Source organism: Streptomyces sp. NPDC054866, from assembly GCF_053610745.1.
In genome coordinates this window covers 590,762-604,306 of sequence record NZ_JBSGZA010000004.1, presented here as the reverse complement: position 1 = coordinate 604,306, position 13,545 = coordinate 590,762, and the positions used below count along the sequence as shown (strand labels likewise).

At 70.3% G+C, this 13,545-nt stretch carries 9 protein-coding genes; 2 read left to right on the top strand and 7 right to left on the bottom strand.

Going from position 1 to position 13,545, the window contains the following annotated elements; all coding sequences use genetic code 11:
- Positions 1 to 48 precede the first annotated feature (48 nt).
- From ACWGI2_RS23435 to ACWGI2_RS23425, 3 genes are all read right to left on the bottom strand, one after another.
- Complete coding sequence (locus ACWGI2_RS23435) at positions 49 to 1,914, bottom strand: bifunctional sugar phosphate isomerase/epimerase/4-hydroxyphenylpyruvate dioxygenase family protein (protein WP_453697392.1); 1,866 nt, start codon at positions 1,912 to 1,914, stop codon at positions 49 to 51.
- Positions 1,915 to 1,930: 16 nt separating this feature from the next.
- Complete coding sequence (locus tag ACWGI2_RS23430) at positions 1,931 to 2,791, bottom strand: shikimate dehydrogenase (protein ID WP_453697391.1); 861 nt, start codon at positions 2,789 to 2,791, stop codon at positions 1,931 to 1,933.
- Positions 2,792 to 2,875: 84 nt separating this feature from the next.
- Positions 2,876 to 4,249: an MFS transporter gene (locus ACWGI2_RS23425; protein ID WP_453697390.1), complete on the bottom strand. Its 1,374-nt coding sequence runs from the start codon at positions 4,247 to 4,249 to the stop codon at positions 2,876 to 2,878.
- Positions 4,250 to 4,676: 427 nt separating this feature from the next.
- Between ACWGI2_RS23425 and ACWGI2_RS23420 the strand changes: the two genes are divergently transcribed.
- Positions 4,677 to 6,263 carry an MFS transporter gene (locus ACWGI2_RS23420; protein ID WP_453697389.1) on the top strand — a complete coding sequence of 529 codons (1,587 nt, stop codon included), beginning with the start codon at positions 4,677 to 4,679 and terminating at the stop codon, positions 6,261 to 6,263.
- On the opposite strand, the gene ACWGI2_RS23415 is transcribed toward ACWGI2_RS23420, so the two are convergent.
- The 3 genes from ACWGI2_RS23415 to ACWGI2_RS23405 all read right to left on the bottom strand — a co-directional run bounded on the left by ACWGI2_RS23415 (position 6,220) and on the right by ACWGI2_RS23405 (position 10,440).
- Positions 6,220 to 7,398, bottom strand: a complete 1,179-nt coding sequence (locus ACWGI2_RS23415) for an acyl-CoA dehydrogenase family protein (protein WP_453697387.1) — start codon at positions 7,396 to 7,398, stop codon at positions 6,220 to 6,222. The two genes, ACWGI2_RS23420 and ACWGI2_RS23415, sit on opposite strands and share 44 nt — an antisense overlap.
- Positions 7,399 to 7,542: 144 nt before the next feature.
- The gene (locus tag ACWGI2_RS23410) at positions 7,543 to 8,082 is read right to left on the bottom strand and encodes a GNAT family N-acetyltransferase (RefSeq protein WP_453396249.1); all 540 of its coding nucleotides are present in this window, start codon (positions 8,080 to 8,082) and stop codon (positions 7,543 to 7,545) included.
- A gap of 138 nt (positions 8,083 to 8,220) precedes the next feature.
- Positions 8,221 to 10,440, bottom strand: coding sequence for an NADP-dependent isocitrate dehydrogenase (locus tag ACWGI2_RS23405; protein WP_453396248.1), 2,220 nt, complete (start codon positions 10,438 to 10,440; stop codon positions 8,221 to 8,223).
- A 229-nt stretch (positions 10,441 to 10,669) separates the two neighbouring features.
- Here ACWGI2_RS23405 and ACWGI2_RS23400 point away from each other — a divergent pair, with 229 nt between their 5' ends.
- The gene (locus ACWGI2_RS23400; protein WP_453697385.1) at positions 10,670 to 11,968 is read left to right on the top strand and encodes a cytochrome P450 family protein; all 1,299 of its coding nucleotides are present in this window, start codon (positions 10,670 to 10,672) and stop codon (positions 11,966 to 11,968) included.
- Here ACWGI2_RS23400 and ACWGI2_RS23395 read toward each other — a convergent pair.
- Positions 11,958 to 13,541, bottom strand: coding sequence for a phosphodiester glycosidase family protein (locus ACWGI2_RS23395; protein ID WP_453697383.1), 1,584 nt, complete (start codon positions 13,539 to 13,541; stop codon positions 11,958 to 11,960). The genes ACWGI2_RS23400 and ACWGI2_RS23395 overlap by 11 nt on opposite strands.
- Between the last annotated feature and the right edge of the window lie 4 nt (positions 13,542 to 13,545).

Here is a 13,545-nt window from a genome sequence, read left to right as displayed (position 1 = left end):
GGGCGGACTCATCGGCGCCGGTCAGTCTAGTGCTGGTGAGGATGCCGGCTAATGCTGGTGAAGATGCTGAGCCGCGAGCCGTACGGCCGCGTTCTGCGCCCCGTATCCCCGGTAGCCGCCCGTGCGTTGCACCAGCTCGAAGAAGACACGCCCGACCGTGGCGGTGTAGCAGTGCAGGAACTCCCCGTTCTCGTCGCGGTCGTAGAGGATGCCGAGCTCCGCGAGGGTGGCCAGGCGCTGTGGGTCGAGTTCGTAGCGGGCGTCGAGGTCGTCGTAGTAGTTGGCGGGGATCGGCAGGAGGCCCGTGCCCGTTTCGCGGACGCGGCGGGCCGCGCCGACGATGTCGTCCGTCGCAAGCGCGATGTGCTGAAGGCGGCTGCCGTCGGCGTCCGGCGCCGGCGCGATGTTGAGGACGATGCGCACACCGCCGTCGGGGGACGCGACGGCCCGGCTGCGCACGAGGCCGTAGGGGTCGGCCAGATCGAGGCTGTCGTCCGGCTCAAGGCCCAGCACGCCCCGGTGGAAAAGCGATGCCTCGTCGAACTGGTGCCAGGGCTGGGTGAGGGCGATGTGGTCGATGTGGCGGACGGTCGCCTCCGTGTCCCCTGGCTCGGGTGACGCTGTGTCTCCTGGCTCGGGTGACGCCGTGTCCCCTGGCTCGGGTGACGAGGCGCGCGACGGTACGTCGGTGAAGTCACCGGTCCAGCTCGGGTGGTCGGGCTGCTCCGTGCGGCAGAAGAAGAACTCCGTGCCGTCGGGCGCGGCCACCGCGTCCAGGGGCGCGTCCTGCGGCCCTCGGCGCCTGGGCACCACGGGGGCGAGCACCGCCTCCGCGCGCCGCGCCGCTCGCTGCGGGTCGGGGGTCTCCACGCCGATGGCGGTCAGCGCGGGACCTTGCCGACGGCCGCCGGCGCTGACACTGACGCCGGTGTTGAGCAGGATCCGGGCGTCCCCCTGTTCCCACAGTTCGACCGGCTTCCAGGTGTGCCGTGCGGTGTGGGCGAAGCCGAGGGACTCAAGGACTCCGCGCAGCGGTTCGGTGTCGGCCGCGGTCAGCTCGGCGAAGGCGAAACCGGAGGGCTCGGCCGCGGCGGGGAGCGTGGACAGACCTGCCGATTCCTCAAGGAGGAGCAGCGAGCGGAGCGCGTCGACGGCGGTGGAGGCCGCCCCTGCCTGCCGGAAGACGTCGTTGAACACTTCGAGCGACAGGGGCCCTCGGTATCCGGCGCGCACGGTGGCGGCCACCAGAGGGGCGAGGTCGAAGCCGCCCTGGCCGGGGAAGCAGCGGTAGTGCCTGCTCCACTGGAGGACGTCCATCGCCATCAGGGGTGCGTCCGCCAGCTGGAGGAAGAAGATCTTCTCGCCGGGGATGTCCGCGATGCCCTTGGGATCGGAACCGCGGGAGAGGATGTGAAAGCTGTCGAGGCAGGTGCCGAGGGCCGGATGGTCCGCCTGTTCGACGATCCGCCAGGCGTGGTCGTACGTGCTGACGTGCCGGCCCCAGGCCAAGGCCTCGTAGGCGATGCGGATGCCGTGGGCCGCCGCCCGGTCGGCGAGCAGCCGCAGTTGCTCGGCGGCGAGCGCGTCGTCGTCGACCGACTCGGGGGCGACGCTGGAGCAGACGAGGAGCAGGTCCGCGCCCAGGCGCTCCATCACGGCGAACTTGCGTTCCGCGCGCCGCAGGTTGCGGGCGAGCACGTCGGCGGGCACGGCCTCGAAGTCGCGGAACGGCTGGTAGAGGTCGATGCCGAGCCCCAGGTCCGCGCAGCGGAGGCGTACCTCCTCGGGGCTGAGCGGGCCGCCGAGCAGATCGTTCTCGAAGATCTCCACGCCGTCGAATCCGGCCGTGGCGACGGCGGTGAGCTTCTCGGAGAGCGGGCCGCTGAGCGAAACGGTGGCGATCGATTTACGCATGTTCTCTGTTCTCCTGTCAGGCCGGGAAGGCGGCCAGATCGCCGAGGTCGGCGAGCATCGGGCCGGTGTGCGGTTCGAGCCCGGTGAAGAGCCGGAAGGCGTCGGCCGCCTGGAAGACGGCCATGCCTCCACCGTCGAGGGTGCGGCAGCCGATGGCGCGCGCCTCGCGCAACAGCTCCGTCTCCAGCGGCCGGTAGACGACTTCGGCCACCCACAGGTCCGGCCTGAGCAGCGTGACCGGCAGGGGCGGACCCGGATGCGCGACCATGCCCATCGGCGTGGCGTGGACGAGCCCGTCCGCGGCGGCGAGGCGCTCGGCCAAGGCCCCGGTGGGCGCGGACACCGCACGGCCGGGCCCGAAGCGCGAGGTCAGCGCCGCGGCGAGGGCGGCGGCACGGGCCGGGTCGGTGTCGACCAGGGTGACCCGGTCGACGCCGAGGTTCAGCAGGGCGTGCGCCACCGCGGCGCCCGCACCGCCCGCGCCGAGCTGTACGACGTCACCGGTCGGCGCGTCGGCCAGGCCGCGGGCGAAGGACTGGGCGAAGCCAGTGGCGTCGGTGTTGTGCCCGATGGCGCGTCCGTCCCGGAAGACGACGGTGTTCACGGCGCCGAGTTCGGCGGCGTCGGGGGCGAGTTCGTCCAGGTGCTCGATGACCAGCTGCTTGCAGGGGTGGGTGATGTTCAGACCGTCGAAGCCGAGGTGCCGGGCGGCGTGCACAAGGTCGCCCACCGCCTCGGGCGCGACGCCCAGTACGTCGATGTCGAGGGTGCGGTAGATGAGGCGCACACCGTGCCGGTCCGCCTCGCGTTCGTGCAGGGCGGGGCTCAGGGAGGGGCCGATACCGGAGCCGATCAGGCCGGTGAGGTACGAGGTCATCGAGGATTCCTGTGGGTCGTCTCGGGGGGCGGTCGATCACAACACCGCGGTGGGGGCGGACGGTTCAAAGACCATCGGAGGGAATCAGAGAGCGGCGGCCTCGGGCGCGGCCGTCGGCGCCTTCGCGTCCCCGGTGCGCAGCCCCAGCTCGGCCGTAGGCACCCGGTGCGTCTCGCGTCCCGTGGCCACGGCGATCGCGCAGAGGGCGCAGAAGGCGGCGGTGAAGATCGCGACGCCGACCCAGCCATCGCCATCGGGGCCGTCGATCTGTGCCGCGAAGGTCACCGCGAATCCGGCGATGGCGAACCCGATCTGGGTGCCGATGGCCATGCCGGAAAGACGGACACTGGCGGGGAACATCTCACCGTAGAACGAGGGCCAGATGCCGTTGGCCGCGCTGTAGACGACGCCGAAGAGCAGCACTCCGGTCACGAAGATCAGGGGGTAGCTGCCGGTGGAGATCGCCCACAGATAGACGAAGATCATGACGCCGCTGCCCAGTGCTCCGACGAGGAAGACGGGCTTGCGGCCGATCCGGTCCGAGAGCCTGGCCCAGAGCGGGATGGCGAGCAGCGCTACCGCGTTGGCGCTGCCGGCGACCCAGAGCATGCCGGTTTTGTCGAGGCCGACCGTGTCGCTCGTGGCGTACGAGAGGGCCCATACGGAGAAGATCGTGCTGACCGTCGCGATCAGCGCCGCGGCGACCACGCGCAGCACGTCGGCCCAGTGGTTCCTGAGCAGCTCCGCAAGCGGCATCTTGGCCACCTTCCGTTCGGCGGAGGCCTGTTGGAAGACGGGGGTCTCGTCGAGGGTGCGCCGGATGACGTATCCGGCGACCGCGACGACGGCGCTCAGCAGGAACGGAATGCGCCAGCCCCAGCTGTAGAGCTGCTCGTCCGGGAGGGCGGCGACCGGCAGGAACACCAGGGTGGCGAGGAGTTGGCCGGCCTGGGTGCCGTTGAGGGTGAAGCTCGTGTAGTAGCCGCGCCGGTGTTCCGGCGCGTGTTCCAGCGTCATCGCGTTGGCGCTGGCCTGCTCACCGGCCGCGGACAGACCCTGGAACACCCGCATCAGCACGAGCAGCACCGGAGCGACGGTGCCGACCTGCGCGTACGTGGGCAGACAGCCGATGAGGAAGGTGGAGAGGCCCATGAGGATCAGGGTCCAGACCATGATCTTCCGGCGGCCGAGCCGGTCACCGAAGTGGCCGAGGACGAGGGCCCCGAGGGGGCGGGCGGCGTACGCGACGCCGAAGGTCGCAAGGGAGATCAGGGTGGCGGTGGCCGGGTCGTCCGGGTCGAAGAAGACCTTGGGGAAGACGAGGGCCGCGGCACTGCCGTAGATGAAGAAGTCGTAGTACTCGAGGGCGCTGCCGATCCAGGCGGCGAAGGCGGCCTTGCGTGGCTTGCCCTGCGGCGGCGCGGCCGAGGGCCGGCCGTCCTGTGGGTGAGCGGACACGTGAACTCCTCGGGGACAGCAGCCGGCCAACCACGGGGGTGGGGCAGGCTGCGAGGGGACGTAGTTAACGCACTAGGTAGTTAATTAACTTGGCAGTGATGCTGACCCGCCCCTCGGGCCGTGTCAATACATCTGGCCGTAACACCTGCGGGGGCGGCGGGGGTGGCCCCGCCCTGGGCTGAGCCCGGCAGCCTCGACCACGGCAGCCGCCGGGGGCGAGGAGGAGCTGGGGTCGGAGGTCATGAATTCCTTCAATTTGCAAATCCGCCAGAGGGCACAAATTTATTCCGTCCGCAAATCCCGCGGAGGGCATATAACCCCCTTCACTAGCAACAGCATTGGCAAGAAATTCCAAGCTTGACGGCGTCGTGGAGTTTGCTTATGGTCCAGTCGTTCAGTTCCCGCCGATCGATATCCGAAGGTGTTCATGACCACGCCTCCAACTTTGCCGAAGTTCAGGCAGCGGTTGATTCTTTCCGTTCTTATGGTGTGTTCGCTGCTGATTTGGCTGGACAATACCGTCCTGAGTACCACGTTGGAGACCCTCGCAGACCCGGTCCGGGGATTGGGAGCCGATCCCGGTCAGCTGCAATGGGCGACCGGTTCGTACACTCTGGCCTTCGCCACATTGATGTTCACCGCAGGCGCATTGGGCGATCGGTACGGTCACCGGACTGTGTTTTCCAGTGGCTTGGTGATTTTCGCCGGGTCTTCGCTGTGGGCTGCGTACGCAAGCGATGCGGGCCAGCTGATTGCGGCTCGGGTTGCGATGGGGGTGGGCAGCGCGCTGATCACGCCCGCCATGATGGCCATCCTCATGTGGACCTTTACCGGTCCCGCGCGAGCTGCCGCGGTCGGGATTTTCTCGACGTCGGCCGGTGTCGGAATGGCTGCGGGACCGGTCCTTGCGGGGTTTCTGCTCGATCATTTCTGGTGGGGCTCGGTATTTCTGATCAATGTCCCGGTCGCGGTATTGGCGTTGGTGGGGCTCGCCGTGCTGGTTCCAAATTTCCGCAGCCCCACTCTGCGACCACTGGACCCCGCTGGAATGCTGCTGTCGATGAGTGGGCTCGTGGCGTTGGCCTACGGGCTGATCCGGGCGGGGCAGGTGGCGGCGTGGAGCCGTACCGACGTCTGGGCGCCGATCGTTGCCGGTCTGGTTCTGCTGGCCGTTTTCGTAGTCGTCGAACTGCGTGTCAAAATGCCCAGCTTCGATCCGCGACTCTTCGCGCAACGCACATTCGGCGGCGGCAATGTGGCCCTCGGGCTGCTGCTCTTCGGCGTTGCCGCCATTACCTTCTACAACGCCTTCTACCTGCAAGGCGCGCTCGGATTTTCGCCGATGAAGGCGGGTCTGGCCAATATCCCGACCGCACTCGGCGCGCTCGCGGGGGCGCCCCTCGCCTCGCGCCTGGTTCGCCGCCTGCCTCTACGTCTTGTCACCGTGCCGGCGCTGACCCTGGCTGCGCTGACCATGGGCGGGTACGGATTCCTCGGACTCCAGACTCCGCTCGTCTGGATCGAGATCCTGCTGTTGATACAGGGTCTCTCGATCGGCATGGTGATCGGCCCCGTTACGGCCGCGTTGATCAGCGACCTGCCGTTGGAACAGGCCGGTGCAGGATCGGCCGTCACCAACACCGTGCGACAGACCGGCAGCGTCATCGGAATCGCGGTAGGCGGCACGATCATGTCGATCACGTACCGGCGTGCGATCGAACCTGCACTGGAGGGTGCACCCGGTCCGGTGCGGGATCAGGCGCGCGTTTCCGCCGAACAGGCCCGCCACGTCGCCACCACTATCCACCGGCCCACTCTTGCTCAGGCTGCTGACGATGCGTTTGTCCATGCCATGCACGTCGGCGCGGGCTGGATCGCGGCCATCGCACTCCTCGGAGCAGTTGTACTGCTGATTACCTTGCCTGCCGCCGGAAAGAAAACCGGAAAGAAGGAGGGTCCGATTCCAGAGGTCAGCGGCGCACCCGCGGCATCCCGAGCCCGATCCAGGAGATGATCTCGCGCTGGATCTCGTTGTTGCCGCCGCCGAAGGTGAAGATGACGGCGCTGCGGTAGCCGCGCTCCAGCTCGCCGTGGAGGACCGTGCCCGCAGAGCCTTCCTTCAGCGAGCCGGCCGAGCCGACCACCTCCATCAGCCAGCCATACGCGTCCCTGCGCGCCTCGGAGCCGTACACCTTCACGGCGGAGGCGTCCTGGGGGGTGAGGGTGCCCTCCTGGACGGCGTTCACCATCTGCCAGTTGAGGAGCTTCATCGCGTCGAGCTTGGTGTGCGTCCTGGCCAGGCGTTGGCGGACCCAGCCGAGGTCGATGACGCGGCGGCCGTCGGCGAGCTTGGTGTCGGCGGCCCAGCGCTGCACGTTGTGGAAGGCACGGATGGCCATGGTGCCGTGCGCGGCGAGCGTGACGCGTTCGTGGTTGAGCTGGTTGGTGATGAGCCGCCAGCCCTTGTTCTCCTCGCCCACGCGGCGCGAGACGGGGACGCGGATGTTCTCGTAGTAGCTCGCCGTGGTGTCGTGCGAGGCAAGGGTGTTGATGATGGTGCAGGAGTAGCCGGGGTCGCTCGTCGGTACGAGGAGCATGGTGATGCCCTTGTGGGGCGGGGCGTCCGGGTCGGTGCGGACGGCTAGCCAGACCCAGTCGGCGGTGTCGCCGTTGGTGGTCCAGATCTTCTGGCCGTTGACGACGTACTCATCGCCTTCGCGGACCGCCTTGGTCTTGAGCGCCGCGAGGTCGGTGCCCGCGTCCGGCTCGCTGTAGCCGATCGCGAAGTCGAGTTCGCCGGAGAGGATCTTCGGCAGGAAGTACGCCTTCTGCTCCTCCGTGCCGAACTGCATCAGGGTCGGCCCTACGGTGTTCAAGGCCATCAAAGGCAGTGGGACGCCGGCCTGTGCGGCCTCGTCGAAGAAGATGAACTGCTCCATCGGCGAGAGCCCGCGGCCTCCGTACTCCTTGGGCCAGCCGACACCGAGCCAGCCGTCGGCGCCCAGGCGGCGGATGGTCTCCCGGTAGAACTGCTTCTGCGCGGCGGGGTCGGCGTACCGGGCGTACGCGTTGTCGGGCACCAGCTCGGCGAAGTACGTGCGCAGCTCGGTGCGCAACTGCCGCTGCTCAGGCGTGTATTCGAGGTGCACGGCCCCTCCTGCTTTCGCTGGCTCCCCGGGCGTGGGCTTGACGGCGCACACAGTAGAACGCGTTTCAGAAATAGGGAATGGCGGTGACGTGGCCGACCTGTCCACCATCGGCTTCGACAACAGGGTCAGCTCGGTGACGTTCGGCTAGGGCCGCGGCCCGCGGACCACGGAACCTGCGGAGTACAGCACCTGCGCCGCGCCCCATTCGACGAAGGCCTCCGCCTGCTCCATGCCGATCGACTCGAGCAGGCGGCGCGACCGGACATTGGCCTCCTGGGTGACCGCGACCACCTCCGAAGCGACGGGGGTGGTCGCTTCGCGCGCCCAGGCGACCGCGGCGGCGACCGCCTCACGCCCGTATCCGAACCCCCAGTGTTCGGGCAGCAGTTGATACGAGACCTCGGTCCGCCCGGCCCGCCGCCCATCGGGTTCCAGTTGTACGCCGCCGATCACCGGTCCGCCCGCACGCGGCGTCACGCTGAAGGCGCCGCGCGCACCGACGCAGTGCCGCTCGCGCACGCGAAGTGTCTCCTTGTCGACCGGCCCGCCGAGGTGACGGCGGACCTCCGCGTCCGTCCACAGCCGCGCCATGGCGGGGACGTCGCCGGGCTCGATCGGACGCAGGACGAGGCGGTCCGTGGTGAGGGTGGCTGGCCAGGGGAACGTGCTCGGTGATCGCGACATGAGCCCGATCCTGCCGGACCCGCCCACCGGACGCGCGAACAGGTCCGCCCCGGCAGCGAATTCGCTGCCGGGGCGGACCTGTGTCAGCCGAAGTTCACTCGACGAAGCCGGAGTTCACTCGGCCGAGCCGGAGTTCACTCAGCCAAGAAGGCCGAGCGCCTTGTTCAGCGTCGCCGACGGGCGCATGACGGCCGCGGCCTTGGCCTCGTCGGGCTGGTAGTAGCCGCCGATGTCGGCGGGCGAGCCCTGGACGCCGTTCAGCTCGTCCACGATCGTCTGCTCCTGCTCGACCAGGGTCTTGGCCAGCGGGGCGAACGCCTCGGCGAGCGTGGTGTCGGCGGTCTGCTTGGCCAGCTCCTGGGCCCAGTACATGGCCAGGTAGAAGTGGCTGCCGCGGTTGTCGATGCCGCCGACGCGGCGGGTCGGCGACTTGTCCTTCTCCAGGAAGGTCGCCGTCGCGCGGTCGAGGGTGTCGGCGAGGACCTGCGCGCTCGCGTTGTCCGTGGTCTGCGCGAGGTGCTCGAAGCTGGACGCGAGGGCGAGGAACTCGCCCAGGCTGTCCCAGCGCAGGTAGTTCTCGCGGACCAGCTGCTGGACGTGCTTGGGGGCGGAGCCGCCCGCGCCCGTCTCGAAGAGGCCGCCGCCGTTCATGAGCGGAACGATGGAGAGCATCTTGGCGCTGGTGCCGAGCTCGAGGATCGGGAACAGGTCCGTCAGGTAGTCACGCAGCACGTTGCCGGTGACGGAGATGGTGTCCTCGCCGCGGCGGATGCGCTCCAGGGAGAACGCGGTCGCCTCGACCGGGGACATGATCTCGATCTGCAGGCCGTCGGTGTCGTGCTCGGGCAGGTACGCCTTGACCTTCTCGATGAGCTGCGCGTCGTGCGCGCGGGTCTCGTCGAGCCAGAACACGGCCGGCGAGCCGGTGGCGCGGGCGCGGTTGACGGCCAGCTTGACCCAGTCGCGGATCGGGGCGTCCTTGGCCTGGCACATGCGGAAGATGTCGCCGGTGGAGACGGTCTGCTCCAGGACGACGTTGCCGGCCTCGTCGAGCACGCGCACCGTGCCGGGCGCGGCGATCTCGAAGGTCTTGTCGTGGCTGCCGTACTCCTCGGCCTTCTGCGCCATGAGGCCGACGTTGGGCACCGAGCCCATCGTCGCCGGGTCGAAGGCGCCGTTGGCGCGGCAGTCGTCGATGACGACCTGGTACACGCCGGAGTAGCTGGAGTCCGGCAGGACCGCGAGGGTGTCGTGCTCGCCGCCGTCCGGGCCCCACATGTGGCCGGAGGTGCGGATCATCGCCGGCATGGAGGCGTCGACGATGACGTCGGAGGGCACGTGCAGGTTCGTGATGCCCTTGTCGGAGTCGACCATCGCGAGCTCCGGGCCCTCGGCCAGCTCGGCCTCGAAGGACGCCTTGATCTGCTCGCCCTCGGGCAGGGCGCCGAGGCCGTTGAGGATGCCGCCGAGGCCGTCGTTCGGGCTCAGGCCCGCGCCCGCAAGGGCAGGGCCGTACGCGGCGAAGGTCTTCGGGAAGAAGGCGCGCACGACGTGGCCGAAGATGATCGGGTCGGACACCTTCATCATCGTGGCCTTGAGGTGCACGGAGAACAGCACACCGTCGGCCTTGGCCTTCGCGATCTGCGCGGTGAGGAACTCACGCAGCTTGGCCGCCCGCATGACGGCCGCGTCGACGACCTCGCCCGCGAGGACCGGTACGGACTCGCGCAGGACCGTGGTGCTGCCGTCCTCGCCCGTGAACTCGATGCGCAGGGTGCCGGCGTCGGCGATGGTCGCGGACTTCTCGGTGGAGCGGAAGTCATCGACGCCCATGGTGGCGACGTTCGTCTTCGAGTCGGCCGTCCAGGCGCCCATGCGGTGCGGGTGCGCCTTGGCGTAGTTCTTCACCGAGGCGGGGGCGCGGCGGTCGGAGTTGCCCTCGCGCAGGACCGGGTTGACGGCGCTGCCCTTGACCTTGTCGTAACGGGCGCGGATGTCCTTCTCCGCGTCGGTCTTCGGGTCGTCCGGGTAGTTCGGCAGCGCGTAACCCTGCGACTGGAGCTCGGCGACGGCCGCCTTCAGCTGCGGGATCGAGGCCGAGATGTTCGGCAGCTTGATGATGTTCGCGCCGGGCGTCTTGGCCAGCTCGCCCAGCTCGGCGAGGGCGTCGTCGATGCGCTGGCTCTCCTCGAGGAACTCGGGGAAGAGAGCGATGATGCGCCCCGCCAGGGAGATGTCACGGCTCTCCACGGCGACCCCGGCCGTCGAGGCGTAGGCCCTGACCACCGGCAAGAACGAATACGTCGCGAGGGCCGGGGCCTCGTCAGTCTGGGTGTAGATGATGGTCGAGTCAGTCACCGGGTGCTCCGCTCCACGTCTGCAACATTGCTCGACATCAAGATATCTCGTGATCGCCCTCTTCCACGAAGCGCCCCCGGTTCTCGGGCGTGACAGCCAGTAGCCCTCGTCACGTTCTGTGGCTCGCGCCCCTACCGATGGTTACTGTTCGGTTCCCACAGGTCCCGGCCCTCGTTCCTGGCGCCGGGGCCGATCTCCGCGGTGGGGCCGCCGCGGCGAGGATGAGCGGGTGATCACTCCCCCGGACATCGCTCCCCCGGCCCCCACGCCCCTGGACCCCGCGGATCCCGCCTTCGCGCGCGACCCGTATCCGTACTACGCGCGCCTCCGCGACCGGGGGCCCGCCGTGCGGGTCCCGCTCGCCAACGGGACGTACGCCTGGCTCGTCACCGGATACGAGCGGACGCGGGCCGTGCTCGCCGACCCCCGCTTCTCGAACGTGCCCCCGCAGGGTGCCGGGCGGCCGAAGGGGGATTCGCCCGCGCAGCGAGCCCGCGCCTGCCTCGCCCGGCACATGCTCAACTCCGATGCCCCCGATCACACCCGGCTGCGACGGCTGACCACAGCCGCGTTCGCCCCGCGCCGCGTCGACGCGCTGCGGCCGCGGATCGAGGAGCTGACCGGCGGGCTCCTGCGGGAGATGGAGCTACGGCTGCGGCGCGAGGGGAGCGTGGACCTCGTGGACGCCTTCGCCTTCCCGCTGCCCGTCCTCGTGATCGGTGAGGTGCTCGGGGTGCCGGAGGCCGACCGGGCCGATCTGCGGGACTGGACCTACCGGGTGGGCTCGCCCGCCGACGCGCTGGAGCCGGGCGCGGTGGAGGAGGCGTGGACCGGTCTGTACGCCTACTTCACCGAGCTGATCGCCCGCAAGCGCCGCGCGCCCGGCTCCGACCTGTTCAGCGCGCTCACGCAGGACGCGACGGAGGGTGGCCTCGACGACGGGGAACTGCTCGCCATGGCGTTCCTCCTCCTGTTCGCGGGCTACGAGACCACGATGAACCTCCTCGCGTCGGCGTCGCTGCTGTTGCTCACCCACCCCGAGGAGCTGGTGGCAGCGCGGCGTGATCCCGCTCGCTGGCCCGCCGTCGTGGAGGAGACGCTGCGGCACGCCAGTCCGCTGGAGGGCACGACATGGCGGCACACGACCGAGGAGGTGGACCTCGGCGAGGGCGTGGTCATACCCGGGGGCGCCTCCGTCCTCGCGGTGCTCGCCGCCGCCAACCGCGACCCCCGGCACTTCCCCGACCCGGACGCCTTCCGCCCGGCCCGCTATCTGGCAGGCTCCGGTGACACCCGCCCGGCGCCGCACGCCGCCTTCGGCCACGGACCGCACTTCTGCGTCGGCTCACGGCTCGCCCGCCTGGAGGCGACGATCGCGCTCCCCCGCCTCCTGGCGGCCTTCCCCACCCTGCGCCTGACGGCCGACCCGGCCCAACTCCCCTACCGCCCGGGCCTCTTGGTCCGCGGCCCGCGCTGTGTCCCCGTCACCACCGCTCCTCCGCCTGCGCGGGAGGCGGTCAGCGCGTAAGCAGCAACGCGTCGCCCACCGGGCGCTCCGTGCCGTCCGACGGGGAGTTGATCACCTTGCCGTTCACCGTCATCGTGACGGAACCACCGCCGTCCAGGGCCATGGCGTGGACCGCGCCGAGCGACTTCATCAGTTCCGCGCCTTCGCCCAGGCCGAACCCGTCGCTGTGGCCGGGCCGCCTGCCGTCCACGCCCGCCAGGAGCATGCGGCCCTGCCGGTCGACGCCCAGGAGCATGCGCGGGTTGCGCTTGATGCCCCAGGTGTACGCGAAGGAACGGTCGCCGGCGCGGTCGATGCCGTCGGCGGCGTAGTTCACCGCGACCTTGCCGCCGCGCACCAGCTCGGGGCCGCCGTTGACGATGTCGTCCTGCGGGCCGAGCTTCAGCTCCCTGCCCCGTTCGTCCAGGATCCGCTGCCCCACCTTCACGGCGCTGCCCGGCTTCGCGTGGGTACGCAGCCAGGTGGCGCCCGCGCCGATGCCCGCGAGGACGCTGCCGCCGTCCGGCACCGCGCCGCCGCGCGCACGCATCTCCCGTACGCGCCCGCTCGCGTCGAGCACGGCCTCCAGCCCCTCGCCCGCAGGGGTGTTCGCGCCGAGCTCGTCGGTGAACTTCACGATCTCGTCGGGGTCGGTGCAGGTGACGTCGTGCTGCGGGCGCTCGGTCGGGGAATCGCCGCCGGTACCGCCGCAGTTGCGGACCAGGCCCGGCACCCGGTTGATGCCGTCCACCATCGCGGACGCCGACCCCGCGCGGACCCGGAGCTTTGTCCTGAGCTTCTTGAACTCCGGGCGCAGGCCGTCGCCGCGCAGCACCGCCGCGATCCGCCCGTTGGTGGCCGCGCTCTGCAACTCCCCGTCGTACGCGGCGATCCCGGCCGCCGCGCCCGGCGCCCCGTCCTTGCCCTCCATGACGAAGAAGCCCGCGTTGACGCCGAGCAGGGCGTCGTCGTCCGCGGCCATGGCGCTCACCGTCTCGCGGCCGGCGACACCCGTGCCGTACGTGCCCTTCATCGCGCCGCCGTAGCGCTTCGGGTCGACGATCGCCACCTTGACCCGGGCGGTTCCGGTGCCGGGCACGCCGTCGGCGCCGGTCCACTCGCTCACCGCGTCGAACCCGGCGGCGGCGAGCGCCTTCCGCTGGGCGTCGGCGCCGGTCCGCGCGTCGTACTCCCCCACCCGGACCCGCACCCCGATCACCCCGGTCCGGTCGGCACCCCGCGGCCACGCGACCGCCTCGGCACGCGCGCCGAACCCGGCAGCGCGCACCCGCTCGGCCAGCGCCTGCGCGTCCCGCTCCGCGGCGAGGTGGGCACCGTTCGCGCGCACGGTGACCGTCCAGTGGTCCGCGCCGGGGCGGCCCGAGATGCTCCCCTGGTACAGATCGGCCCCGGGGGCGAGGCGTTCGTGCTGCCAGTCGGCGATCGGGGGCGGGACAGCGGCAGTTGGGGCCGCAGCCGCCGCGGTGTCCCCGTACCGGTCGACGACGACACCGGGGGCGAGAAGCCCCGCGGCGGCGACGGCCACCACCGTCGCCTTCGCTGCGGCGCTGAACGGACGGCGTGCAAGGGCCACGGGA

Bases quoted from the DNA above. Each gene is read 5' to 3' on its own strand.
- ACWGI2_RS23435 (WP_453697392.1), bottom strand. From the start codon at position 1,914: ATGCGTAAATCGATCGCCACCGTTTCGCTCAGCGGCCCGCTCTCCGAG.
- ACWGI2_RS23420 (WP_453697389.1), top strand. From the start codon at position 4,677: ATGACCACGCCTCCAACTTTGCCGAAGTTCAGGCAGCGGTTGATTCTT.
- ACWGI2_RS23430 (WP_453697391.1), bottom strand. From the start codon at position 2,791: ATGACCTCGTACCTCACCGGCCTGATCGGCTCCGGTATCGGCCCCTCC.
- ACWGI2_RS23410 (WP_453396249.1), bottom strand. From the start codon at position 8,082: ATGTCGCGATCACCGAGCACGTTCCCCTGGCCAGCCACCCTCACCACG.